Origin of the sequence: Streptomyces sp. CB02959, assembly GCF_002803155.1 — a bacterium.
In the GTDB taxonomy this organism is placed as follows: Bacteria; Actinomycetota; Actinomycetes; order Streptomycetales; family Streptomycetaceae; genus Streptomyces.
Window position 1 is genome coordinate 291,389 of sequence record NZ_NNBP01000008.1, and the last position, 22,904, is coordinate 314,292.

Genomic DNA, 22,904 nt, shown 5'->3' on the forward strand with positions numbered 1-22,904 from the left:
CGAGGAGAACCGGTGACCCAGACCAGTCAACCCCACCCCGACCGGGTCCGGCCGCGGCTGCTGGCCGTGCACGCCCACCCCGACGACGAATCCAGCAAGGGCGCGGCCACCATGGCCAAGTACGCCGCCGAAGGCACCGACGTCCTGGTGGCGACCTGCACCGGCGGCGAACGGGGCTCCGTCCTCAACCCCGCACTGCGCGGCGACCCGGAACTCGCCGACCGGATGCCCGAGGTCCGCGCCTGCGAGATGGAGGAGGCCCGGCGGATCCTCGGCGTGCGCCAGGAGTGGCTGGGGTTCGTCGACTCCGGCCTGCCCGAGGGCAACCCCGCCCCACCGCTGCCCCCGGGCTGCTTCGCCCGCCTGGACGTCGCCGACGCGGCCAGCGAACTCCTCCGCGTCATAAGGGAGTTCCGGCCGCACGTGGTCACCACCTACGCGCCCGACGGCGGCTACCCGCACCCGGACCACGTCATGACCCACCGGGTCGCCGTCGCGGCCTTCGACACCGCCGCCGACCCGGACGTCTGCCCCGAGGCCGGCCCGCCCTGGCAGCCGCTCAAGCTCTACTACAACCACGGCTCCCACCCGGCCCGCCGCGCCGCCCTGCACCGCGCCCTGCTCGACCGCGGCCTGCCCTCCCCGTACGCGCCGATCTGGCGGGACCTGCGGCACCAGCCGCCGATCACCACCCGGGTCCCGTGCGCCGCGTACTTCCCGGTGCGCGACCGGGCGCTGATCGCGCACGCCTCCCAGATCGACCCGGACGGCCCGTGGTTCGCGGTGCCGCTCGCCCTCCAGCAGGAGATCTGGCCGACCGAGGACTACGCCCTGGCGCGCTCCCTGGTCGACACCCACCTGCCGGAGAGCGACCTGTTCGCCGGCATCACCCTGCCGGGCGTGCCGCGCCTGCACTACGCGGCCCGGCACACCGCCCCGGCGGACCGGCCGCACGCCGGCGCCGTCACCCCGGCCGGCCGCTGAGCGGCCCGGTGCCGAACGCCGCGGTCACCCGCAGGTGGCCGGGCATCGGGGGCAGCGGGTCGAGGCCGTGCCGGAACACCGGCGCCGCCTCGTCCCCGCCCTCCCGCCCGAACCCCAGCGACGGATAGAACGACCGGAACCGCCCGTTCTTCGCGGTCTCCCGGTACCGTCCGCGCACCGCCACCAGCCCGCACTCCCGGGCCTGCCGCAGCACCCGGCCCACCGCGGCCGCCGCGATCCCCCGGCCGAACACCCGGCAGCTGAGCAGCGCGTTGTCCAGTTCCAGCACCCCGTCCGCGCACCGCGCGAAGACCGCCCCCACCACGCCTGCGTCCCCGCACCGGTCGGCCGCCGTGACCACCAGCACCGCCCGCCCGGGCGCCGCGGCGTACGCCGCCACCTCCGCCGGTCCCATCCGCAGCGTCGTCAGGTTGAACTGGTTGGTCCGCCGGGTGAGTTGGGCCACCCGCGCCAGGTCGCCCCCGGTCGCGGTCCGGATCCCGACCCGCACGTCCAGCCGCCGCAGGTACTCCGCGTACGAGCCGGTGTCGGCACGCAGCTCCGCGCGGGCCGCCTCGGTCCGGTAGTGGGCGCCCCGGACGCGGTCCTCCTCGGTCAGTTCCAGCGTGTCGAACCAGCCGTCGGCGAGCAGCAGGTGGCCGTGGACGGCCGGTTCGCCGCCGAGCCGGACCACGGCCGCCTCGGGCAGGCTCCCGGCGACCAGCCCGGTCTCGAACGCCGAGTCGTCGGCGAAGACCAGGCTGTCCGCCCCCAGGTTCAACCGTGCGGCGATCTCCCGCAGGTTCCCGTCCTTGGGCTCCCAGTTGGCCCGCACGCAGGCGAAGTCGGCCTCCCGCAGCACCATGTCCGGGTGGTCCCGCAGCACCGCCGCCACCGCCCCGGCCTCGTTCTTGCTGCTGACCGCCAGCACCACGCCCTGGCTCCCCAGCTGCTTGACCACCCGCTGGAACCGCCCGAACGCCTCGCCCCGGAGGGTGCCAGCCGCCGCGATCCCGTCCGGCCCGTCGTCCCCCAGCACCCCGTCCCACAGGGTGTTGTCGAGGTCGACCACCAGCACCTTCTTCGTCCGCCCGGACAGCGCCCGGGCCAGGTGCCCGACCTCCCGCGCGTACCGGGCCAGCAGCTCCTCGCTCAGGTGCGCCCCGGCGTAGACCGCCAGCCGCGGCTCCTCGGCGGGCCCACCGGCGGCCACCAGCGGATCCAGGTCCAGCACCACCACCCGCGAGTGCCGCGCCGCCAGCCGCAGCAGTGCGGCATTGAACTCCCGCCACACCACGCCGAGTTCGGCCCGGGACGCCAGATCCACCAGTTGGTGCGACCAGCTGCGGGGCAGCGGCACGGTGTTGAGCACCAGCGTGCCGCCGCCGTGCGCCGCGTACCGCTCCGCCAGCGCCCCGACCCCGGCCAGCGCCCGGTCCGCGGCCGCCCGCACCGCATCGACCCGCCACACCACCGGCAGCTCGTCGAGCACCACATACGGGTCCAGGACGCACAGCACCAGCCGGTGCCCGGCGTCGTAGACCGCGCTCGACGGGTCCCGCAGGTCCCGCACGTACGCGTCGAAGTCGCTCACCGCCACCCGTGCCCACAGGCCGTGCCGGGCGCACTCGGCGGTCAGCGACGGCACCAGCGCGGCCAGCGTGCCGTGCCCGGTGACCGCGATCCCGATCTCCCCGGGGGCGTCCGGGGCGGTGCGGGAGGGGGCGTGCCGGGCCAGCAGCCGCCCGGCCCGCGCCAGGTCCGCCAACCCGCCCGGACCGGCGGCGAGTTCGCCGAGCACCGCCCGCACCTCGCCGTACCCGCCGCCCGCCCGCACCAGCTCCCGCAACCGCCCCAGTGCCGCTGCCACCGCGTCCGCCGTCATCGCACAGCCCCCTCGCCGCCGGTCGGATGTCCGCGCCAGGCTAGGGCGCGGCCCGACCGGCCGACTCGGGCGCCGGTGGAGCCCCCGTACAGTGCGCCGCGGCCGGGGCTCAGCCGGCCGCCGGCCGCTCCGGCCCGCACCAGGCGGTCAGCGCCGCACGCAGCGCGTCCTCCGCCACCGGCCCGTCGCTCGCCCAGGCGAGATAGCCGTCCGGCCGCACCAGCAGCGCCGCCGCGTAGGGCTCCCGGGCGGTGGCCGGTACGACCTCGACCCGGTCGGTCCAACCCGCCGCGGCCTTGAGTGCGCCGCCGGCACCCGAACCGTCCAGCCCGAGCAGCAGCGGCCGCCCCGGGCGCAGCAGTTCCGCCAGCCGGGCCGGCCCGTCCGCCGTCGTCACCGGCAGATCGCGGGCGAACGCCCCCGCCAGCGGATGACCGCCCGGCCCGGAGGGGCCCCCGGCGACGGTGGGCGGAGCGGTGTAGCGGATGCCGGTGCCGTAGATGACGTCGCTGAGGTGCTTGTTGACCTCGTCCATCGCCATCAGCCGGGTGAACAACGCCCGCAACGCGTCCACCTGCGGGCCGGGCGCCATCAGCGCCACCTGCGCCCGGGTGTTGTCCAGCACCGCCGCGGCGACCGGATGCCGCTCCGCCTCGTAGCTGTCCAGCAGCCCCTCCGGCGCCCCGCCCCGGCACTCCGCGGCCAGCTTCCACCCCAGGTTGAAGGCGTCCTGAAGGCCGAGGTTGACGCCCTGCCCACCGGCCGGGAAGTGGATGTGCGCCGCGTCCCCGGCCAGCAGCACCCGGCCCGCGCGGTACCGGCTCGCCTGCCGGGCGCTGTCGGTGAAGCGGGTCACGAAGTCCACGTCGGTCAGGGTGATCCGCTGCCCGGTCACCCGCTCGATGGCGCCGGCCAGTTCGCCGGCGGTCGCCGGGCTCTCCAGGTCCTCCGGCACGCTCCATTCGGTCACGGCTATCCGCCCGTCGGGCATCCGCATGAACCAGCCCCCGTCGGTGCGCCGCCAACCGGTCGGCAGCTCACCGCCCCCGTGCACCTCGACGGTGCCGCGCCCCATCCGGGACACCAACGACGGGGCGGTGCCCGGGAAGTCGATCCCGGCACTCCTGCGGACCGCGCTGCGCCCGCCGTCGCACCCGACCACGAAGTCGGCACGGACCGCGGAGTCGCCGTCCGCGGTCCGCACATGGACGGTGACACCGTCCGCGTCCTGCGCCAGGCCCGTCACCTCCTGGTCGTAGCGGACCACCGCGCCGAGGCCGTCGGCCCGCCGGGCGAGCAGCTCCTTGAGGACGTGGTGGGGGAGGGTCAGGCCGTGCGGCTGCTCGGCGGGCTCCGCCGAGTGCCGGCCGAGGTGGTACAGCCCGGCGAAGTGGCCGCGGGTGGCCTGGTCGGAGAGGCTCTGCCGGTAGTCCGCCAGGCCCGGCAGGCTCTCCTGGGCGCGGGTGAACTCCGCCAGCAGGCCCCGCCGGTCCAGTGTCTCCAGCGTCCGGGAGTGCAGCTCCAGCGTGCGCGGCTCGCCCTGCCCGCGCCGCCCCCGCTCCAGGACGAGGGTCACGACGCCGTGCAGGCGCAGCTCGGCGGCCAACGCCAGGCCGACCGGGCCGCCGCCCGCGATCACGACATCGAAGTGCTCCCCGCCGAGGGGGTGTTCCGTAGTGGTCATGCCCGCGACGCTAGCGACGGCGGGCACCCGCCACCAGTTACCGCTGTGCACACCGGAGTTGCACCGGACGCACTCTCGGGGCGCCCCGCCGGCCGCACCCCGGCCGTCCGCCGCCCCGCCGGGTCAGGGCCGGTACCGCAACGGATGGTCGGCGGGCACCTCGGTCACCACGATCTGGTGCCCGTCCGGGTCTCCAGGCCACAACTCGTTCGCCCGAGGGCGGAGGCTGACCTGGATGGTGGTGCGGTGCACCAGGCGGGGTCAGGGGGGAGTGAGGCTGTCGAGTTGGGCGGCGAGGCCGGGGTGGGTGGCTGCCAGGTGGGGGCGGGTGGCGGTCAGGGGGGCGATGAGGTCGGCGGGGTCGTTGTGGGCGAGAGCCGCGTGGAGCTCGCTGAGCGGGCGGCGGGCGGTGGGGGGCAGGTCTGTGAGGGCGGTGATCTGGCCGGCGAGGCGGCGTAGGTCGGCGGCGTTGTGGCGGGCCCAGGTGGCGGTGGTGCGCTGGGCGGCGCGGGCCTGGCGGGTGGCGGTGACGCGCTGTTCGCCGGTGGTGCCGGCGGGGCCGGGGCGGCCGCGCAGGTAGCGGCGTTCGGCGGCCTGGCGGCTGGTGACGCCGAGGGGGTGGGCGAGGTCGGCCCAGCTGGCGCCCGCGTCGCGGGCGGTTTCGATCAGGCCGGTCTCCCATCCGGCGAGCTGCTCGCGGACCTGCCGCAGCAGCATCAGGGAGGCCAGGGCCTGCTCCGGGCCCGGCCCGGTGCCGGGGCTGCCAGGGGTCTCGTGCTGGGCTGTGTGCAGGGCGTCGTTTATGGCGTTGAGGGCCGCCGCGGCGGCGAGGAACGACGCCGGGCTGTGGGCGTCGGTGCTGGTTGTGGACGGCTGGTCTGCTGCGGTCACGGGCACCTCCCTCGTCATGTCATCAAGTCGACGACATCATGTTTGTCATCCATTGGATGACATGTTACAACGGTGTCAGTGCAGCGCATTGGCAGCAACTGCCTACAAACCGCTGGAGGTGTTTCACGATGTTGATGCGCACTGACCCCTTCCGTGAGCTGGACCGGCTGGCACAGCAGCTGATGGGCCCGGGCACCTGGTCCAAGCCGTCGGCGATGCCGATGGACGCCTACCGCGAGGGCGACGAGTACGTGGTGGCCTTCGACCTCCCCGGTGTCACCGCGGACGCGATCGACATCGACGTCGAGCGGAACATGCTCACCGTCAAGGCCGAGCGCCGGCCGGTGGCGAAGGCCGACGACGTGCAGATGGAACTGTCCGAGCGGCCGCTGGGCGCCTTCTCCCGCCAGATCGTGCTCGCCGACACCCTCGACACCGAGCACATCCAGGCCGACTACGACGCGGGCGTGCTCACCCTGCGCATCCCGATCGCCGAGCGCGCCAAGCCCCGCAAGATCTCCATCGGCGTCGGCTCCGGCCGCAAGGAGATCTCCGGCTGACACCAGCCGGCCGGACCGGTGCGGAGGACAGGCACCTGATCTCCTCCTCATCACCCGTCCTCCGCACCCCTGGACAGTCCGAACAGGAAAGGGGCGGCCGAGATGACTCTGCGACGCGAAGCGTTCCTCGATCACGTGAGAGAACGCGGTGAGTACGAGACCGTGCAGGAAGCGGAGCGGGCGGCCCGCGTGGTTCTCGCCCTGCTCGGCGCGCACCTGGTCGGCGAGGTCCGAGCCCAGCTCGCCGCACGCCTGCCGGAGGAATTCGCACTGATCCTGCTGAACCCGCTGCAGAGCGCCGAACCGCTGCCCCCCGAACGGTTCGTCCGCGCGACCGCGGCCTGGATCGAAGGCGCCACCGAGCACACCGCGACCTGGGACGTCAGCGCCGTCCTGTCCACGGTCGCCGACACCGCCGGCAACGACCTGACGGGGCAGATCCTGCTCCAGCTCCCCGCCGGCTACGACCTCCTCTTCGGCCGCCCACAACCCACCTGACCAAGACCTGGAGTGGTGCCACACCCCCGGGCGCCACCCCATCCCGGCTCCGATGAAAGGCATGCACAGCAGTGATCACCGACGTACGCGCACCTCAAGGGCACCAGCAGCCGTACGAGACGGCGTACGAGCAGATGCTGGAGAAAGTCCGCTACGAGGGCGCCTACCCCACCCGCGAGAAGGCCGACGAAGCCGTCCGCCTCGTCCTGGGAGGGCTCGGGCGTCAGCTGACCGGCGACGAACGCGTCGACCTGGCCGCCTGCCTGCCCCTGGAGGCCGCACGCGTCCTGACCGCACAGATCCCCGACACCCAGCCGCTGACCGGCTGGGCCTTCGTCAAGGACCTCGCCGCCCGCTCCGGCGCCTCCCTGGCCACCACCCGCTGGGACACCGGCTCCGTATTCGCCGCCGTCACAGCCCACGCCGGCCCCGACCTGATCACCCGCATCCTGTACCAGCTTCCCACCGGCTACGCCCTGCTGTTCGGCCGCGCCGAACTCGCCCCGGCCGCGTAAGCGGGCACCCGGAGCCGTAACAGAGGCCCGCCCCGACCCCCGCCGGACGGTCTCGTACTGGTGAAGTCCCCGATCGCGCGGATCGGGGACTTCACCTTGCTGGTCACCGTCCGGGCCACGCTGGCCCGGACCCCCGCCGATCCCGGATTCGTCCTCAGAACCCGTTCTCACTCAAAAGCGGAACGGACCCCCTTCTGAGACTTGCATTGTGCGGAAATCCGGGCCCATGACAGACCCTCAGCCCCCTTCCTCGACCGACCGGTCGGACGCGGACGACGTGGAGCAGCACGCCTGTCCGAAGTGTGGCGCCCAGCCCGGCTCGCCCTGCCGCTCGCGCGGCGGCGCGGTCGCCTCCGCCTACCACACCCGCCGCTTCACCATGGTGCCCCGGCTGAAGAAGGCGCTGCGGGTCCCGACCCCGGCGGACCGGGGCCCGGGCCGGCCGTGGCGGCCGGGCACCCCGCCGCCGGCGCCCATCGACCCGGACCTGCCGAGCGCGGACATCCGCATCGGCTACGCGCGCTGCTCGACGCTCGGGCAGGAACTTGATTCCCAGCTCGACGCGCTCGCGGGGCACGGCATCCCGAGGGACAAGATCTTCAGCGAGAAGATCAGCACCCGGGTGCGGGTCCGCCCGAAGTTCGAGGAGGCGCTGAGGACGGCGCGGGAGGTCAAGGCACACGCCCCGCACTGCCGGGTCATCTTCACCGTGTACGAGATCAAGCGGCTCGGCCGCGACGCCGCCGAACTCACCGCCCTGGCGGACCATCTCACCGCCCACGGCCTCATCCTGGAGATGCTCGCCGGCCCGCTGCCCGGCATCTACGACCCCACCGGGCCCGGGAAGCTGCTGTTCGCGTTCTTCGCGGCAATGGCGGAGACGGAGCGGGAGAACATCCGGGAGTCGACGCTGGAGGGGCTCGACACCGCGGCCCGCAAGGGCAAGCACGGCGGCCGGCCCCCGGTCATCACCGACGACATGCTCCACACTGTGCTGCGGCGCCGCGCGGGCGGCGAGTCCGTCGAGCAGATCCAGCCCGACCTGATCATCCCCATCGGCAAGCGCAAGGACAGAACCCCTCCGTCGCCAGCATCTACCGGGCCCTCGCCGAACACGCCAAGCGCGAGGCGTACCCCGAAGCCGTCGCCCAGGCCCACTCCGACTTCGCAGCCCTCCAGGCCAGCGGCGCGCTTCCTGAGCCCCGTACCGGAGCCCAGGCCGTGGCGACGCGGTGACGGCCTCTGTCGCCGGGCGGGATCAAGGGGCTGACCCCCGCCTGCGACGAGCGTCCCGCCGACGCTCAAGGAAGCGGGGCCAGCCAGCCACCCAGCACACCAGGATTCTGCTCATCAATCACGGAGCAAGATCATCCCATGGCCCCTTTTGGGCTCACCTCGGCGATACCCCAGGTAGCCAGGCCGGTGGGGTCGGTGGAGATGACAGTGCGGTTGGCGACGGTGGGGGTGGGTGGGGAGGCGCCGGGGTGGTGCAACCACCAGGCGATGGAGGGGATCGGGAGTGGGGTGGGGGAAGTGTCGCGGAGTGTGTCACGCCAGACGCCCGGCCGGATCGCGCAACTGCCGCCGCCGCCGTCGAGATAGACGTAGCGGTCCGTTGGGACTACTAACGGCTCGTCCAACACTCGGAGACGCTGATCACCTGGGCAGCCATCACCCTCATGACCAGGCGCCTACGACGTGTCCGACGGCTCCTATCAGGCCCGCGCCAGGCAGGCCATGGGCTGCCTTCCCGGCGGTGCTGACCAGTCTCGCGGTCACCGGCGGCCTCGTCGTCCTCGCGGCGCTGAGCCCGGTCGGTCGATGCCGCGTTCTGGGTGAGGTCGGTGTACGTACGGGGTGGTGGTGGCCAGCGGTACGAACCCGAGGCGTCGCAGGATCGGACGGCTCTGGTCGGACGCGTCGACCTGGAGGTAGCGGTAGCCGTGTTCGGCGGCGATGCGGGTACGGAAGGCGACCAAGGCCCGGTAGACGCCCCGGCCGCGCCACTCCGGCACCGTGCCCCCGCCCCACAGGCTCGCGAAGGACGTCCCCGGGTGCAGCTCCATCCGTGCGGCGCTCACCGGCACGTCACCGGCCATGGCGACGACCGCGGGAGGCAAGCCAGCGGCCAACTGGCCGAGCAACAGATGCCGATGGTACTGCCGTGCCTCGCCGAACGCCCGCTCCTGCGCGGCCACCGCGAGCTCGACCCCGGCAGCATCGGTAACCGGGAGCAGGCGAACGCCCTCGGGCAGTTCGACGCTCGTGGGCAGGTCTTTGATGTCGGCGACCATCAGCGTCTCCTCCGGCTCGGGTACGAAACCCGCTGCCCGCAGCCGTCCGGGCAGGTCGGCCGGCCGGTCGTACCCGTACAACTTCCACTCGAACCCGCGCCCGAGCCAGGTGAAGTACTCCACCTGTTCCGCGATCGCGGCGTCTGCCGTGGCCTCGTCCAGCTCCGACCAGACGACCCCGTTCCAGCCGTCGGCGTCTGCGCCCACATGACGTACGACGCCGCCCACCCTCTCTACCCGGGCTCCGGGCCCATCGGCCCGGATGCCCTGCCGCATCTCGCGATCGAAGACCGCCAGCACTGTGTCCTGATCCATCCGCTCACTCCAGCATCACCAGGCGCACGAGGCAACGAAAAATGAGCGGACCGAACCGGCCCCTACCCGAACCGGGCCCAGCCACGGCCTCCCGGTAGCCACCCTTGACCTGCGCGGACTTGAGGCGACGACGACAAGAGTGCGCACGATGCCGATGCCATCACGGCTTTAAGTCCACTAACTTGACATTTAAAGTTGCGAGTTGGAACGCGATACAGACATCGGGTCTGGAGACAAGCGCCACTTGTCTCCAGGCCCAACGGCTACAGGCGGTGCCGCCGATCCGGCACTCCTGAGCGGATGTGCCGAAGTCAACTGCTGACACTCGCCCTGATGACTTCGTAGTCAGCAGGATCGTCACGGGACCAGCAATGGACCTCGTTCTGTCCGCTCAGCTGTCCTGTGCTGCCAGTGCCGCGACCGCGGGGATCGCTGCGAAGGCTTTGTGCATGTGCCGGATGAGTGCAGGGCGGTCCTGCCGTGCGGTGTGTGATGCGGTCCATGCCTCCAGCGCGCAGTGCCAGGCGGCGAGCATGAGGTCGAGCAGCAGGCGTAGTTCGGTGTGGCCGGGGACCTGTCCGGCCAGCCGGTCTGCGACGATGCGAACGACGTTCGCGGAGACCTCTGAGCAATGGCGAAGGCTGTGCGCGGTCAGCGTGGGGGTGCGGTCGGCCAGGCTGCGGCTGGCCAGGAAGCGCTGCTCCCAGCCGTCCGTCATCTGTTCCAGTGCCGCGAACAGTGCGTCTTTGTAGGCGCCAAGCAGGTGCTCGCCGGTCAGGGGCCGGGTCTCGATGTCGGTGAGGTAGGCGGCCCACAGTTCCTTCTCAGGGGCCAGTGCCACGTCTTCCTTCGAGGTGAACGTGCGGAAGAAGGTGCGCTTGGAGACTTCTACCGCATCGACGATCTCGTCGAGTGTGACCGCGGTGAAGTCCCGAGCGGTGAACAGTTCGAGGGCCGTGTCGACCAGATCTTGACGGGTCCGCAGCTTCTTGCGCTCACGCAGCGGCAGTTCCTTCGGGTCCTCCTGCACAGGATGAAGCCTACCAGCAGCTTTTGCCACTTGTAAGCTTATGCCACTCAGTGGCACTATCTCTCGCCATGAAGGCACTGACGATTGATCACTCAGCCCCAGGAAGCCTTGCGCTCACCACGGTCGCCGACCCCGAACCCGCCGCCCACCAGGCCCTGGTCCAGGTCCACTCGTTCTCCCTCAACGCCGGCGAGGTCCACCATGTGGTCCCCGAGGGTGAAGCCGGTACGGTGCCCGGCTGGGACGCCGCGGGCGTGGTGGTCCGGGCAGCCGCCGACGGCTCCGGTCCCGTGGCCGGCACCCCCGTCGTCACCGTGGGGGCCGACGGCGCCTGGGCCGAACTGCGCGTCGTGGACACCGACTTGATCGGCACCGTGCCCGAAGGAGCCGACCTTGGCCCGATGAGCACACTGCCGGTCGCAGCGGGCACGGCCCTGCGCGCCCTGCACCGCATCGGCCCGATCCTGGGACGACGCGTGCTGGTGACCGGCGCGGGCGGCGGCGTGGGCCGCTTCACCCTGCAACTCGCGGCCCGGGGCGGCGCACACGTCACCGCAGTGACCAGCGATCCGGCGAAGGCGGACGCGCTGTGCGCACTCGGCGCCGACGAGATCGTCACCGACCTGGCCGCGCTCCAGCACCTCGAACCGGTGCACGGCGTGGTCGAACTGGTCGGCGGCGCCCACATGGTCGCCGCACACGGTGCCCTGGCCGAGAACGGCGTGCTGGTTGCTGCCGGGCACATATCCGGCGACGGCGAGCAGTTCCCCTACGGCGCCCTCTTCGGCAACGGCCGTCGCCACAACCGTCAGATCGCCACCTACTACCTGCTGGACGATGCCGTAGGTCTGGGCGCCGACCTCACCTGGCTGGCCGCACTCACCGCCCGCGGCGAGCTGGACCCGCAAGTCGCCCTGCGTACCGACTGGACGCAGGTGGCGCGGGCAGCCGCCGAACTGGCAGGCCGCCGCGTGCCGGGCAAAGCCGTCATTGACATCCACTAGGCGGACAGAAAGACGTCCGCTGCTGGTCCCGTGACAACCCTGCGGACTGCGAGCCATCAGGGCGAAGTGTCGGCAGTTTACTTCGGCGCATCCGCTCAGGAGTGCCGGATCGGCGACACTGCCTGTAGCCGTCGGGTCTGGAGACAAGTGGCGCTTGTCTCCAGACCCGACGTGTGTATCGCGTTCCAACTCGCAACGTTAAACCTCAAGTTGAGAAGCTGTTTTCAACGCCCAGCCTCCCTGGGTAAACCGTCAGCACCGCAACTCCTGCGGGCCGTCCAGCAGCTGGGCCGTACGCTCCAGCGAGCGCGCCAGGTGCGGGCCGGCCAGGTGCGCCTCGAAGGCATCTCAGGGCTCCCGCTCGTCCACGACCACCCAGGAGCGCGGATCGTCCGGGTCCACGTAGTTCCGGTACGACAGGCAGCGGGCTCTGCCATGCTCAGCACCACCATCGACCGCGCCTGCTCCCGCATCTCCGCCTCGCGCCCCGGCTTTGCCCGCAGCCGCGCGACCGCCGTGACCCGCTGCGATATCGACGCCCCCGCTCGTCGTTCTGTGTCCTCTCGGCTGAGCCAACCACCGCCGAGGCCCCGATCTTCGCGGACCTCGTGCTCAGAACCCGGTGGGCAGCCGGGGGGTGTACGGACGCTCCAGCGTCGCGAGTTCGTCGCCGGTCAGCCGGACGTCCAGCGCGGCCGCCGCGTCGTCCAGGTGGTCCGGGCGGGTCGCGCCGATGACTGGGGCGGTGACCACCGGGTTGCCCAGCACCCAGCCGAGCGCGACCTGCGCCATCGGCAGGCCCCGGGCCCCCGCGACGGACTGCACGGCGTCCACGATCGGCCGGTCGACGTCCGCGAAGAACCGCCGGGCGACCGGATCCCCGGCCGAGCGGGCCGTCGCCTGCCCGTACGGGCGGGCCAGCCGCCCGGAGGCGAGCGGGCACCACACCAGGCTGCCCACCCCCTGGTCGGCGAGCAGCGGGAACATCTCCCTCTCCTCCTCGCGCTGCATCAGGCTGTACTGGTGCTGCATCGACACGAAGGCCGGGCCGCCGTCCCGCGCCGCGGTGTGCTGCAGTTTGGCGAACTGCCAGGCCCACATCGAGGAGGCACCCACGTACCGGACCTTCCCGGCCGCCACCACCTCCCGCAGGGCCGCCACGGTCTCCTCGACCGGGGTCGCCGGGTCGAAGCGGTGCAGCTGGTAGAGGTCCAGGTAGTCGGTGCCCAGGCGGGTCAGCGAGCCGTCCACCTGCGCCAGGATCGCCTTGCGGGACAGCCCGGAGCCGCCCGGGCCGTCGTGCATCGGCAGGCCCACCTTCGTCGCGAGTACGACGTCTTCGCGACGGGTGTACCGCCGCACCGCGCGGCCGACCAGTTCCTCCGAGGCACCGCCGCCGTACACGTTGGCGGTGTCCCAGAAGGTGATGCCGAGCTCGACCGCCCGCCGGAAGACCGGCGCCGCGGCCTCTTCGTCCAGCGCCCACGGGTTGTGCCCATGGCCGCTGCCGCCGAAGCCCATGCAGCCGAGGGCGATCCGGCTGACCGTCAGGCCGGTGCCGCCGAGTTTGACGTACTCCATCGTTCCCCCGCTCATGCCGGGTACGGTTCGGCGGCCCGCGCGTGCTTCAACGCGCCCGCCCACCAGGACAGTTGGTCGAGCATGGTCTTGGCGTAGCCGGCCGCCTGCGGGTCGTCCGGGCGGCCGTCCGACCAGGCGGTGAAGTAGTTCGGGAAGGCCAGGCCGTCCCGGATGGTCACCGCGTGCAGCTCGGTCAGCACGTTCTCCAGGTGCAGCACGGCGTGCCGGCCGCCTGCCGCGCCGCCGTAGCTCACGAAGGCGACCGGCTTGGCCGTCCACTGGGTGAAGTGCCAGTCGATGGCGGCCTTCAGCGAGGCAGGGTAGCTGTGGTTGTACTCCGGCGTGACGATCAGGAAGGCGTCCGCGCCCTCCAGGGCCTCGGTCAGCCCGGCCATCCCGGCCGGGCGGGGGTAGTCGGCGCCCGCGAACTTCGGCGGGGCAGAGGGCAGGGCCAGTGGGAGGTCCACCTCGGCCAGGTCGACCACCTCCACCTCGAACCCGCCGTGCGCGACGGCCTGTTCGGCCACCCACGAGGACACCACCGGACCGAACCGGCCCTCCCGGACGCTGCCGACGAGGATCACCAACTTGTGCGTGTTCTTCTCCATGTCCACCACCATCGGCCCGCCCGCCGGCCGCAACCAGACCGTGCCCAGGCTGGCCCCCGCAGGGCCACCCTCCGTGCTGCCGCCAACCGCTACGCTCGTCGCATGGGCACACCACTGGGGGACTTCATCCGCGCCAAGCGCGACAGCATCCAGCCCGAGACGCTCGGCCTGCCCGACCACGGCCGCCGCCGCTCGCCCGGGCTGCGCCGCTCCGACCTGGCCGTCCGCGCCGGCATCAGCGTCGAGTACCTGACCCGGCTGGAGCAGGGCCGCGACCGTAACCCCTCCCCGGCCGTGGTCCACACGCTCGCCGACGCCCTCAGCCTCGACCCCGCCGAGCGCGGTCACCTGCGCTACCTTGCGAAGATCACCGGCGGCGCCTGCGCCGGCCACACCCGGCCCGCCCCGCCGCCCCGCGACGTCCGCCCGGCCGTCCGCGAGACCCTGCGCCTGCTCGAACCGGGCGTCGCCGCCGTCACCAACCGCCTCGGCGACATCCTCGCCCACACCAGCGGCTACGCCGCCGTCCTCGGGACGACCGGCCTGCTCGACGGCCCGGCTCCGAACCTCACCCGCTACGTCTTCACCGACCCCCGGTCTCGCACCCTCTTCCCTGACTGGGACGAGGTCGCCGACGAGCAGGCCTTCGACCTCTGGCTCGGCCCCTCGGCCGAGAACTCCGAGTGGCTCAGCACCGAACTCGCCCCCGTGGCCGGCTCCGAGTTCACCCGCCGCCTGGGCAACCACCGCGTCCCCCGCCGCGGACCGCTCCGCCTCCAGCACCCGGCCGGGCCCGAACTCCGCCTGCTGCGCGAGAGCTTGGACCTCACCGCCGACGCCCAGCAGCTCCTCGTCCTGCTCCCTGCCGACGAGGACACCGCCGCCCACCTCGACCGGCTCACCCAGCCAGCCCCGGCCCGCCTGCGGGTGATCTCCTGAGCGTGGCGAATTCGACGATCCGGTCCAGGGACGGCTTCCAGCATTGCGTGGTATCCACGACCAGGCAGGGGACGTCGAGCGAAAACGCACCCCACGACTCGATCGGCGCTTCCCCTACGCGATGCTGAGCCCGGCAGGAGGTCGAACCACGCTCACCATCGACCAGTCGATCCTGCCGTCTGCCGTCTGCCGACCAGCGCCTGTGGCGTTCGTACATGCTCCTCCGCGAACCGAAACGCGCAGGCAGATCCCGCCATGGCATCCCGATACGCTGCCGGTACAGGATCCCGTTGACGATCTTGCAGTGGCTCGCCCAGCGACCGCCGCGCCTATCGGACTTCGGCAGATGAGACTTCAGCCGGACCCACTCCGTGTTCGTGAGATCTTCGCGCGTCGTGCTCATGCCAATGATCCGGGACCGCAGCGGTCACAGGTTCCGCGGAACAGACCCTAGTTCAGATCGGCGAGGAGGCCGTCCAGGGCCTCCTCGAGGGCTGCGGCGTTGGCCGGATCGAACCAGGTGGTGCGGATGCGCTCGTTGTTCCCTTTGGGTGTCTCGTGGTCGGCGGCGAGTTGGTGCAGAGGGCGGGTCTCGTCGTCCAAGGAGCGGCCGACGTTCTGGAAGAGGCCGCGCACATAGCGGTCGGCGGCGTCGGGGGCGATGCCGTTGCCGACAGCCCAAGAGGTGAGCGTGGCGAGGTAGGTGTAGTGGGCGGTGAGCGTCCCGGTCAGTGCGGAGAAGACGTTGAAGGCGCCCTCGTCCGCGACGGGGAGCGCTCCTCCCAGTTGATCGAAGAGGGAGTCGACCGCTGGGTGCGAGGGGCAGGTCACGGTGACGGAGCGACGCTCGCGCACTGCGGGCAGCGGGATGGCGCGGACGATCGGGGCGCCGGTGGCGAGGGTCCGGCGCAGGTCGTCGGTGGCGACGCCGGCGATCAGGTTGACCACGATCTTGTCGTCGTTCACCTTCAACCCGGTGAGGGCCTCGTGGTGGTCCTGGCGGCGCACGGCGATGACCACCAGCTCGGAGCGGTCCACAACCTCCTGGTTGTCGGCGCATACCTGGACGCCCTCATAGCGCTCGGACAGTTCGGCGGCGGTGCGGGCCCCTCGGGGAGACAGGAAGACGTCTGGCAACGCACTGCCCTCGTTGCGCAGGCCCTCGACGATGGCCCGGCCGATCTCGCCCACTCCGATAATGCCGATGCGCTGCACTGTGTCTTCCTCCATGGTGCGCGGTAGTCGTGACTTGTGTTGGTGCTCGATCTGTGCGGTCGCGATGGTTGCCGTCGGCTCCTCACATATGGAGTCGAACGAGTCGACGTCACGTCAGTCGGGGGCTTCTCCACAGCAATGTGACCGCGGCGACGCCCGCCAGGCTGGGAATCATCCCGGCCCAGCCCAGCTCCGGCGGCAGTCCGGTCGCACCGGAGGTGTCCTTGGTCAGCAGCCCGGCCAGTCCGACGCTGGTGCCGAGCATGAACACCACGGTCGCGGCGGGACGGGCCCATCGCTTGCCTGCCTTGACAGCCCAGGCCATCGTGAGCCAGGCAAGGACGCCGAGCGCTCCGATGACGGACATCACGACCAGGCAGGTGGTGACGGCCGAGTCGACCCGCGCCTGGAGGTAGCTGGGATAGGCGGCCCGGATGTGGTCGGCCAGCAGATGGGTGCCGCGGTCGATGTACGGGGCGATCGTCGCTAGGACAGTGAGCGCAAGGCCCACGTACATCGCTGCGAGCAGCCTTCGTGCATGGGGTGGTTGCGTCATCAGGGTGCTTCTCTCTTCATTTCCCTTCATTGGTCGATCAGGGCGATGCCGTGGTCGCCATACCGGGCCCCTTGGGCCCCGGCGTCGGGAACGGCGGCGTCGATGTCGCCGAGGTCGGTGGCGGTCAGGTGCAGGTCGAGGGCGGCCAGGTTGTCGCGCAGGTGGGGGCGGCGGGAGCTGCCGGGGATGGGGATGACGTCGCCGCCGCGGGTGAGGAGCCAGGCGAGGGCGATCTGAGCGGGGGTTGCGCTCTTGGCAGCGGCGAGGTGGGTGATGGCGTCGACGATGGCGAGATTGGCCTTGAGGTCGTGGCCGTTGTAGCGGGGAGCGGTGGCGCGGAAGTCGCCGGGTTCGTACCGTGTAGTGGCGCGGACGGACCCGGTCAGCAGACCGCGACCGAGAGGGCTGTAGGCGATCAGAGTGGCGCCGACACTGCGGATCGTGGGCAGGATGTCGATTTCGACATGGCGTTCCCACAGCGAGTACTCGGTCTGGACGGCGCTGATCGGATGGATGGCGTGGGCGCGGCGGAGGGTGGTGGCCGAGACCTCGGACAGGCCGATGTGGCCCACCTTGCCCTGGGCCACCAGGTCGGCCAGGGCGCCGACGGACTCCTCGACAGGCACGGCGGGGTCGATGCGGGCTAGGTAGTACACGTCGATGTGTTCGGTGCGCAGCCGGCGCAACGAGGCTTCGCAGGCACGCTGCAGATCGTTGGGTGAGCCGGCGGGGACCAGGCCTTCGGCGGTGCGGCGGACTCCGGTCTTGGTGGCCAGTACGACGCGATCGCGGTGCGGTGCGAGGGACCGACCGAGGAGTTCCTCGTTTACTCCGTCGCCGTAGAAGTCGCCGGTGTCGAACAGTGTCACGCCCGAATCGAGGGCCTCCAGCAGGGTGGCTGCGGCCTCGTGCGGGTCGGTGGGGCCGTAGATGCCGGTCATGCTCATGCAGCCGAGGCCGAGTCGGGAGACCGCCGGGCCGTCGGGTCCAAGGGTGGGGTTCATTGCTCCTCCGTCACTTTGCCAGGGCCGCGCGGAGGAACGCGAGGATCTCCGCCTGGGCGACCGCGGCCTGTGGTTCCACGCCGGGCAGGGTGAGGAACGCGTGCTTTGCGCCCGGGTATTCGGAGAGTCGCGCAGAGGTCCCTGCCTCGCGCAGTCGCTCGGCGTAGCGGCGGCCGTGGTCGGCGACCGCGTCCTGGGTGGGCACCACCACGAGCGCCGGGGCGAGCCCGCTCAGGTCGTCCGCGTGCAGCGGCGAGACGGCGCCGGCGTCGGCTCCCGGCGGGACGGCGAGCCGCTGGAAGAGCCGGAGTAGTGGCAGGGCCCGGGTCGGGCTGTATGCGTACTCGGCGATCGAGGGGTGGTCGAACATCGTCTCGGTCACGTCGACTGCGGGGTTGACCAGCACCTGCGCCTTGAGTTCCAGGCCGGCCTCCCTGGCCCGGATGGCCGTCAGCGCGCTGATCAGCGCGCCGCAGCTCTCACCGAAGACGGCCGCGCGCTCCTGGTCGACGCCCCACTGCGCGGCGTGCCGCACCACGTACTGGAGCACGTCCCAGCCGTCGTCGGCGGCGTTCGCGAGCGGGCTGCCGGGGGCGAGGAGGCGGTGCTCGACCGAGACGACGAGGGCGGGCAGTCGGGCGGCGAGGTGGCTGTTGGTCCAGTCGCACTGCACCGCCGTGCCCACGAAGCCGCCTCCATGGACATGGACCACGAGAGGCAGGTCGGTTCGAGCTGCGGCTTCGTCGTCTCCCGTCGGCGCCGGCCGATAGACCCGGACCGGGAGGGCGCGGCCGGGCAGCGCGATCTCCTGCCAATCGATCGCGGCGCCGGGATCCGGCTCTCCGAGGATCGCCCGCGCCTCGCCGGAGGCCCGGAAGCGGTTCTCCGCGTCGCGATAGGCGAGCAGCTCCTCGGCTGTGATCGCCGAGAAGTCCGGCTCCGGCGGCCGTATCGCGGTGGTGGTCTCGCTCATGTGTCCTTCTCCCCTTCCGGCTGGACGCCGGGTGTGTCGTCGTGACTGGACCACGTGTTGCACCCCATTATGCACGCAGTGCGTGCATCAGCAAGTGCATAGATTAGAGTGAGTCCTGACGAGAGGGGCGAGATGACTGGCCGAAGGCGATGGTCGACCGAGGAGATCCTGGACACGGCGGCGGAACTGCTGCGCACGAGCGACGCCGAGTCGTTCAGCGTGCGCAAACTCGCCGCAGCGCTCGGGACCGACTCCTCCAGCCTCTACCGGCACTTCCGCAACAAGACCGAACTACTGCGCGCGGTCGCCGACCGGATCCTGCTGGCCGCCATGGACGGCTACCGCCCCCAGGGCGACTGGAAGCAGCGCGTCACCGCCCTGGCCCTGCACCTGCGCGAGGCATTCGGCGAGCAACCCCAACTCGCCGCCGTCTGGGGACGCTACGGGTCCGGCGGCACCGGATCCCGATTGGTCATGGAGGAACTGCTGCAGGCCCTGGGCACGTCCGGCCTGCCCGACGAGGAGGTCCCGGCGCGATACCACCGCATCGTGATCCTCCTCGCCGCGCTGATCTCCTCCGAGGCGGGTATCAGCACCATCACCCCCAAGGAGTACGAACAGGGCATGGAGCAGTTCCGCGTCGCGGTGCTCGGCGCCGACCCCGAACACTTCCCCGCCCTGGCCCACTTCGCCCGCGACATCCGCCCCCTCGGAGCCGACCGCCGCGCCGCATTCGAAGAAATCCTCGCCGCCCAACTCGCCCACATCGAGGCCCAGATCCCCTGATGCACCGAATCACGCGTGCCATGCGGTCGGGGCGCGCCGCTGCCGCAGGCCCGGTGCCGCAGGCTCGGTGCTGGAGCAGCGGCCGAGGAAGTTGAAGTGGTCGTACCGGCGCGAGGAGACCCGGGCGGTCGTTCAGACCGAGCCTGACCAACCGCCCGCCGATTGGACAGTAGGCACTCCGGGCGCGGGGCGGGCCGGACGCCCCGGCCGCCGTGGCTGGGGCCGATTCGAGGTGGGAGTTCATGTCCGGCTCGAACCGACCGTAGGGGTTCACATGGTGCCAGAACGGCGGGGATAGGGCTCGCCGTTCGGCGTCGGTGAGCCGCTTCTCCTCGCTCAGGCCGTACGCACCGCCCGGCCCAGCTCCTCGATCGCCTGGTAGGTGGGGTGCTTGGGCCCGCCGCGGGCGAAAGCGCCGCAGGACCTGCTCGGCCTCGGCGGTGCCCAGGCGCAGGGCGGTGGCGCACTTCACGATCTGGTCGTATTGCCGGCGGATCAGGGCCCAGTCGATCGTCTTGCTCGACAGCACCGGCCCCCGGCGAGGCCACTTCTCGTCCTCCCCGGCCGCCGGCCGGTACAGCCGCGCCGAGCCGACGTTCTCAGCAACGTGGAGCGGCCCCTCAAAGGATCTGCACCCATAGAGGCTCTACCACCGCTTGCGGTCATCCTTCACCGACACGAATCTGCAAGTGGTCGTCCTTCGCCGACACGAAAGGCCGTTGTCGCCCTTCGGTGGCAATCGATCAACGATCACTGGCGCAGGTCGTCGGTCTCCCAATCGACGAGCGTAGCGGCGATCTCGGTGCGGGTGGTTCTCCTTTGCCAGGACCGTAACCCTGGCTTCAGGGACTCCACAAATCTCAGTACAGCTCACACCGTGTTTCCACAATGACCGCATCACAGTACTCCTGGGCGATGCCCGACGGGCGCTGAGCACCATGGATGCGGCGTCCGTTGAGTGCACCGCCACGTTCCCTCCGCACTGGCAGACCCGTGACTATGAAGGCGCCTCAGGGCAGTTGGGACAGGAAGCTACCGTCGCGGAATCCGGCCTCCGGCGTGCCTCGGGTCTGTCCAGTGAACGGTGTTTCTGGTGTTGTTAGGGGTTCAGAGACGGGCTGCTGAGTGGCGTTCGTCGAAGGTGATCTCGAAGGCGTTCAGAGCGGCCTTCCACCGCAGTGACCAGCGTTTGCGTCCCTGACCGGTGGGGTCCAGGCTCATGATGGCCATGTAGACGCATTTGAGAGCGGCTTGCTCGTTGGGGAAGTGGCCGCGGGCCCTCACGGCCTTGCGGATCCGCGCGTTCACCGACTCAATGGCGTTCGTGGTGCACACAACTCGCCGTATCTCGGTGTCGAATTGAAGGAAGGGAACGAACTCCGCCCAGGCGTTCTCCCACAGCTTCACGATCGCGGGATACTTCTTGCCCCACGTCTCGCAGAACTTCAGGAACCGCTCTTCGGCGACGTCCTGCGTGGGTGCCGTGTAGACGGGCTTGAGGGCCTTGGAGATCTTGTCCCAGTCCTGGCGGGCCGCGTAGCGGAACGACGCCCGCAGCAGGTGAACCACACAGGTTTGTGTGATGGCCTGGGGCCAGACGGTCTCGATCGCGTCGGGCAGGCCCTTCAAGCCGTCGCAGACGACCATGCAGACGTCTTGCGTGCCCCTGTTCTTGATCTCGGTCAGGACCTGGAGCCAGTACTTGGCACCCTCGCCGCCGTCGCCGGCCCACAGACCGAGGATCTCGCGGGTGCCTTCGACCGTGACCGCCAAGGCCACGTAGATGGGGCGGTTGGCGACCTGACCGTCCCGCAGCTTCACGTGCACACAGTCGATGAACAACACCGGGTAGACCGAATCCAGCGGTCGATTCTGCCAGTCGTGCATGCCGTCGATCACCTTGTCGGTGATGGTGGAGATGGTGGTCTTGGAGACATCGGCGCCGTAGACCTCTCGCAGGTGGGCGGAGATCTCCCCGTGGGTCAGGCCCCGGGCCGACAGCGACAGCACCATCTCGTCGACGCCGGTCAGCCGACGCTGCCGTTTCTTGACGATCTGCGGTTCGAAGCTGCCCGCTCTGTCCCGGGGCACGTCGATCTCCACCGGGCCGACGTCGGTGAGCACGGTCTTGGCCCGGGTGCCGTTGCGGACGTTGCCGCCGGCGGTCTTCTCGTGCTTCTCATGCCCGAGATGGTCGGTGATCTCGCCCTCCAGGGCGGATTCGAGGATCCTCTTCGTCAGCTGCTGCAGCAGCCCGCCCTCGCCGGTCAGCCTGACCCCGCCAGCTTTCGCACGGTCCACCAGCTGGCTGATCAGCTGGTCGTCCAGAGCGTCCGGCTTCAGCTCGGTCGGCTCGACTTCCTCCACGGCCTCAGCCGAGACGGTCACGTCTGTCATCAGGTGTCACTTCCTGTTCGAAGATCCACCGTTGACCGTACAGACCCTCCCCGCCTGCTCACCCCTGACGACGAGGACTTCGTCATCCGGACGGCCACCACCCGCCCCACCAGGCTCGGCCAGCCCTTCACCCACTGGTGGATCCGCAAACTCGCCGCCTACCTGCGGGAGGTGCACGGACGTGTCATCCGCATCGGCCGTGAAGCCTTACGGTGCCTGCTCCGGCGCCGCGGCATCACCTTCCAGCCCACGGCGTCACCTACTTCCACGGCTGCTACTCCGTGGGCGACGACCGCCTGTGGGGCGTCAACCGCCGCCGCAAGGGCACCGCCAACACCCTGGCCGCGCTGAAGTCGATCCGCGCCGCCCGACCCGACGGCGCCCCGATCTACATCATCCTGGACAACCTCTCCGCCCACACCGGCGCCGACATCCGCCGCTGGGCGAAGAAGAACAAGGTCGAGCTGTGCTTCACCCCGACCTACGCATCCTGGGCCAACCCGATCGAGGCCCACTTCGGCCCGCTGCGGCAGTTCACCCTGGCCAACTCCCACCACCGCAGCCACCCCACGCAATCCCAGGCACTGCACCGCTACCTGCGCTGGCGCAACGTCAACGCCCGCCACCCGACGTACTTGCCGCCCAACGCAAGGAACGCGCCCGCATCCGCAGCGAGAAGGGCATCCGCTGGGGCGGACGCCCCCTCAACGCCGCAGCCTGACCGACCGCGAACCGCAGCCCCGGAGTGCCGAAAGGGACAAGTTCACGAGAAGGACAGCGACAGAAGGACGACTCAGGAGGTGGACGGCTCGATCTCCCCCGCAAAGACGATGACCTGGTCGATGAGGCTCCGCCGCAGATGGACGACGTCCGTTCCCGCCAGGCGGGGGCCTCCATCCGGCGTGGTGAAGACCCACTGGTACCGGGCCCACTCGTCAGGCATGTCCACCGCTGAGCAGCGCACCATCGTGCCGGTCCCCGCCGGGTGGCGCCGGATGTCCAGCACGAACCGCTCGACCGCCGCGATTCCTTCGCTGCGACCCAACGGCCCCCAGAAGACCACGTCTGAGGTCAGGGCCTGGGAGAGCAGGGCAGTCACATAGCTGTCGTCCGAGGCGTTAAACGCGGAGATGAACGTGTCGATCGCGGAGCGTGCCGTCTCTTCCTGCATGCCCCAGCAATACC

General features: G+C 71.0%; 22 protein-coding genes and 4 pseudogenes. 9 read left to right on the plus strand and 17 right to left on the minus strand.

Annotated elements, in window-relative coordinates:
- Window positions 1-12 precede the first annotated feature (12 nt).
- Window positions 13-984: a mycothiol conjugate amidase Mca gene (gene mca, locus CG747_RS15980; RefSeq protein WP_257980444.1), complete on the plus strand. Its 972-nt coding sequence runs from the start codon at window positions 13-15 to the stop codon at window positions 982-984.
- Here mca and CG747_RS15985 read toward each other — a convergent pair.
- From CG747_RS15985 to CG747_RS16000, 4 genes and pseudogenes are all read right to left on the minus strand, one after another.
- The gene (locus CG747_RS15985; RefSeq protein ID WP_100602386.1) at window positions 965-2,869 is read right to left on the minus strand and encodes an HAD family hydrolase; all 1,905 of its coding nucleotides are present in this window, start codon (window positions 2,867-2,869) and stop codon (window positions 965-967) included. The two genes, mca and CG747_RS15985, sit on opposite strands and share 20 nt — an antisense overlap.
- Window positions 2,870-2,978: 109 nt before the next feature.
- Window positions 2,979-4,553 carry an FAD-dependent monooxygenase gene (locus tag CG747_RS15990; protein WP_100602387.1) on the minus strand — a complete coding sequence of 525 codons (1,575 nt, stop codon included), beginning with the start codon at window positions 4,551-4,553 and terminating at the stop codon, window positions 2,979-2,981.
- A 123-nt stretch (window positions 4,554-4,676) separates the two neighbouring features.
- Window positions 4,677-4,760 (minus strand): annotated as a pseudogene (locus tag CG747_RS49455) (VOC family protein); the annotation flags it as partial.
- 54 nt (window positions 4,761-4,814) lie between these two features.
- A complete protein-coding gene (locus tag CG747_RS16000) occupies window positions 4,815-5,444 on the minus strand; it encodes a type III effector protein (protein ID WP_100602388.1) in 630 nt (209 codons plus the stop codon).
- A gap of 128 nt (window positions 5,445-5,572) precedes the next feature.
- On the opposite strand from CG747_RS16000, the gene CG747_RS16005 reads away from it, so the two are divergent.
- The 4 genes from CG747_RS16005 to CG747_RS16020 all read left to right on the plus strand — a co-directional run bounded on the left by CG747_RS16005 (window position 5,573) and on the right by CG747_RS16020 (window position 8,287).
- Window positions 5,573-6,004 (plus strand): Hsp20/alpha crystallin family protein, encoded by a 432-nt coding sequence (locus CG747_RS16005; protein WP_100602389.1) that lies wholly within the window; start codon window positions 5,573-5,575, stop codon window positions 6,002-6,004.
- Between the two features lie 102 nt (window positions 6,005-6,106).
- Window positions 6,107-6,502 carry a DUF2267 domain-containing protein gene (locus CG747_RS16010; RefSeq protein WP_100602390.1) on the plus strand — a complete coding sequence of 132 codons (396 nt, stop codon included), beginning with the start codon at window positions 6,107-6,109 and terminating at the stop codon, window positions 6,500-6,502.
- 71 nt (window positions 6,503-6,573) lie between these two features.
- Window positions 6,574-7,017 carry a DUF2267 domain-containing protein gene (locus tag CG747_RS16015; protein ID WP_100602391.1) on the plus strand — a complete coding sequence of 148 codons (444 nt, stop codon included), beginning with the start codon at window positions 6,574-6,576 and terminating at the stop codon, window positions 7,015-7,017.
- Between the two features lie 226 nt (window positions 7,018-7,243).
- The gene (locus CG747_RS16020; RefSeq protein WP_236573002.1) at window positions 7,244-8,287 is read left to right on the plus strand and encodes a recombinase family protein; all 1,044 of its coding nucleotides are present in this window, start codon (window positions 7,244-7,246) and stop codon (window positions 8,285-8,287) included.
- 97 nt (window positions 8,288-8,384) lie between these two features.
- On the opposite strand, the gene CG747_RS48025 is transcribed toward CG747_RS16020, so the two are convergent.
- From CG747_RS48025 to CG747_RS16035, 3 genes are all read right to left on the minus strand, one after another.
- Window positions 8,385-8,660 (minus strand): hypothetical protein, encoded by a 276-nt coding sequence (locus CG747_RS48025; RefSeq protein ID WP_180985565.1) that lies wholly within the window; start codon window positions 8,658-8,660, stop codon window positions 8,385-8,387.
- A gap of 132 nt (window positions 8,661-8,792) precedes the next feature.
- Window positions 8,793-9,626, minus strand: coding sequence for a GNAT family N-acetyltransferase (locus CG747_RS16030; RefSeq protein WP_100602393.1), 834 nt, complete (start codon window positions 9,624-9,626; stop codon window positions 8,793-8,795).
- 391 nt (window positions 9,627-10,017) lie between these two features.
- Window positions 10,018-10,656 carry a TetR/AcrR family transcriptional regulator gene (locus CG747_RS16035; RefSeq protein ID WP_100602394.1) on the minus strand — a complete coding sequence of 213 codons (639 nt, stop codon included), beginning with the start codon at window positions 10,654-10,656 and terminating at the stop codon, window positions 10,018-10,020.
- A gap of 68 nt (window positions 10,657-10,724) precedes the next feature.
- On the opposite strand from CG747_RS16035, the gene CG747_RS16040 reads away from it, so the two are divergent.
- Complete coding sequence (locus CG747_RS16040) at window positions 10,725-11,660, plus strand: zinc-binding dehydrogenase (RefSeq protein WP_100602395.1); 936 nt, start codon at window positions 10,725-10,727, stop codon at window positions 11,658-11,660.
- A gap of 612 nt (window positions 11,661-12,272) precedes the next feature.
- Here the strand turns inward: CG747_RS16040 and CG747_RS16045 are convergent.
- On the minus strand, window positions 12,273-13,241 hold the full coding sequence (locus CG747_RS16045) for an aldo/keto reductase (protein ID WP_100602396.1): 969 nt from the start codon (window positions 13,239-13,241) through the stop codon (window positions 12,273-12,275).
- A gap of 11 nt (window positions 13,242-13,252) precedes the next feature.
- A complete protein-coding gene (locus tag CG747_RS16050; RefSeq protein WP_100602435.1) occupies window positions 13,253-13,849 on the minus strand; it encodes an NADPH-dependent FMN reductase in 597 nt (198 codons plus the stop codon).
- A 102-nt stretch (window positions 13,850-13,951) separates the two neighbouring features.
- On the opposite strand from CG747_RS16050, the gene CG747_RS16055 reads away from it, so the two are divergent.
- Entirely contained in the window at window positions 13,952-14,788 is an 837-nt protein-coding gene (locus CG747_RS16055; protein ID WP_100602397.1) for a helix-turn-helix domain-containing protein, read from the plus strand.
- Between the two features lie 112 nt (window positions 14,789-14,900).
- Here CG747_RS16055 and CG747_RS49460 read toward each other — a convergent pair.
- The 5 genes and pseudogenes from CG747_RS49460 to CG747_RS16080 all read right to left on the minus strand — a co-directional run.
- Window positions 14,901-15,191, minus strand: a pseudogene (locus tag CG747_RS49460) (transposase); the annotation flags it as partial.
- 47 nt (window positions 15,192-15,238) lie between these two features.
- A complete protein-coding gene (locus tag CG747_RS16065) occupies window positions 15,239-16,018 on the minus strand; it encodes an NAD(P)-binding domain-containing protein (RefSeq protein ID WP_100602399.1) in 780 nt (259 codons plus the stop codon).
- A 94-nt stretch (window positions 16,019-16,112) separates the two neighbouring features.
- Window positions 16,113-16,559: a hypothetical protein gene (locus CG747_RS48030; RefSeq protein WP_180985557.1), complete on the minus strand. Its 447-nt coding sequence runs from the start codon at window positions 16,557-16,559 to the stop codon at window positions 16,113-16,115.
- 26 nt (window positions 16,560-16,585) lie between these two features.
- The gene (locus tag CG747_RS16075; protein WP_100602400.1) at window positions 16,586-17,563 is read right to left on the minus strand and encodes an aldo/keto reductase; all 978 of its coding nucleotides are present in this window, start codon (window positions 17,561-17,563) and stop codon (window positions 16,586-16,588) included.
- A 10-nt stretch (window positions 17,564-17,573) separates the two neighbouring features.
- Complete coding sequence (locus CG747_RS16080) at window positions 17,574-18,536, minus strand: alpha/beta hydrolase (protein ID WP_100602401.1); 963 nt, start codon at window positions 18,534-18,536, stop codon at window positions 17,574-17,576.
- 132 nt (window positions 18,537-18,668) lie between these two features.
- Here CG747_RS16080 and CG747_RS16085 point away from each other — a divergent pair, with 132 nt between their 5' ends.
- Complete coding sequence (locus tag CG747_RS16085; protein ID WP_100602402.1) at window positions 18,669-19,322, plus strand: TetR/AcrR family transcriptional regulator; 654 nt, start codon at window positions 18,669-18,671, stop codon at window positions 19,320-19,322.
- A gap of 451 nt (window positions 19,323-19,773) precedes the next feature.
- Here CG747_RS16085 and CG747_RS50970 read toward each other — a convergent pair.
- Together CG747_RS50970 and CG747_RS16095 are read right to left on the minus strand one after the other, a co-directional pair.
- Window positions 19,774-19,902, minus strand: a pseudogene (locus CG747_RS50970) (hypothetical protein); the annotation flags it as partial.
- A 527-nt stretch (window positions 19,903-20,429) separates the two neighbouring features.
- On the minus strand, window positions 20,430-21,719 hold the full coding sequence (locus tag CG747_RS16095) for an IS256 family transposase (RefSeq protein ID WP_100602403.1): 1,290 nt from the start codon (window positions 21,717-21,719) through the stop codon (window positions 20,430-20,432).
- A 48-nt stretch (window positions 21,720-21,767) separates the two neighbouring features.
- Here CG747_RS16095 and CG747_RS16100 point away from each other — a divergent pair.
- A pseudogene (locus CG747_RS16100) lies at window positions 21,768-22,440 on the plus strand (transposase); the annotation flags it as partial.
- Window positions 22,441-22,512: 72 nt separating this feature from the next.
- Here the strand turns inward: CG747_RS16100 and CG747_RS16105 are convergent.
- The gene (locus CG747_RS16105; protein ID WP_100602404.1) at window positions 22,513-22,890 is read right to left on the minus strand and encodes a nuclear transport factor 2 family protein; all 378 of its coding nucleotides are present in this window, start codon (window positions 22,888-22,890) and stop codon (window positions 22,513-22,515) included.
- Window positions 22,891-22,904 lie beyond the last annotated feature (14 nt).

Coding starts and splice junctions, on each gene's coding strand:
- CG747_RS15985 (WP_100602386.1), bottom strand. CDS start 2,869: ATGACGGCGGACGCGGTGGCAGCGGCACTGGGGCGGTTGCGGGAGCTG.
- CG747_RS15990 (WP_100602387.1), bottom strand. CDS start 4,553: ATGACCACTACGGAACACCCCCTCGGCGGGGAGCACTTCGATGTCGTG.
- CG747_RS16005 (WP_100602389.1), top strand. CDS start 5,573: ATGTTGATGCGCACTGACCCCTTCCGTGAGCTGGACCGGCTGGCACAG.
- CG747_RS16010 (WP_100602390.1), top strand. CDS start 6,107: ATGACTCTGCGACGCGAAGCGTTCCTCGATCACGTGAGAGAACGCGGT.
- CG747_RS16020 (WP_236573002.1), top strand. CDS start 7,244: ATGACAGACCCTCAGCCCCCTTCCTCGACCGACCGGTCGGACGCGGAC.
- CG747_RS16030 (WP_100602393.1), bottom strand. CDS start 9,626: ATGGATCAGGACACAGTGCTGGCGGTCTTCGATCGCGAGATGCGGCAG.
- CG747_RS16040 (WP_100602395.1), top strand. CDS start 10,725: ATGAAGGCACTGACGATTGATCACTCAGCCCCAGGAAGCCTTGCGCTC.
- CG747_RS16045 (WP_100602396.1), bottom strand. CDS start 13,241: ATGGAGTACGTCAAACTCGGCGGCACCGGCCTGACGGTCAGCCGGATC.
- CG747_RS16050 (WP_100602435.1), bottom strand. CDS start 13,849: ATGGAGAAGAACACGCACAAGTTGGTGATCCTCGTCGGCAGCGTCCGG.
- CG747_RS16055 (WP_100602397.1), top strand. CDS start 13,952: ATGGGCACACCACTGGGGGACTTCATCCGCGCCAAGCGCGACAGCATC.
- CG747_RS16065 (WP_100602399.1), bottom strand. CDS start 16,018: ATGGAGGAAGACACAGTGCAGCGCATCGGCATTATCGGAGTGGGCGAG.
- CG747_RS48030 (WP_180985557.1), bottom strand. CDS start 16,559: ATGACGCAACCACCCCATGCACGAAGGCTGCTCGCAGCGATGTACGTG.
- CG747_RS16075 (WP_100602400.1), bottom strand. CDS start 17,563: ATGAACCCCACCCTTGGACCCGACGGCCCGGCGGTCTCCCGACTCGGC.
- CG747_RS16080 (WP_100602401.1), bottom strand. CDS start 18,536: ATGAGCGAGACCACCACCGCGATACGGCCGCCGGAGCCGGACTTCTCG.
- CG747_RS16085 (WP_100602402.1), top strand. CDS start 18,669: ATGACTGGCCGAAGGCGATGGTCGACCGAGGAGATCCTGGACACGGCG.
- CG747_RS16095 (WP_100602403.1), bottom strand. CDS start 21,719: ATGACAGACGTGACCGTCTCGGCTGAGGCCGTGGAGGAAGTCGAGCCG.
- CG747_RS16105 (WP_100602404.1), bottom strand. CDS start 22,890: ATGCAGGAAGAGACGGCACGCTCCGCGATCGACACGTTCATCTCCGCG.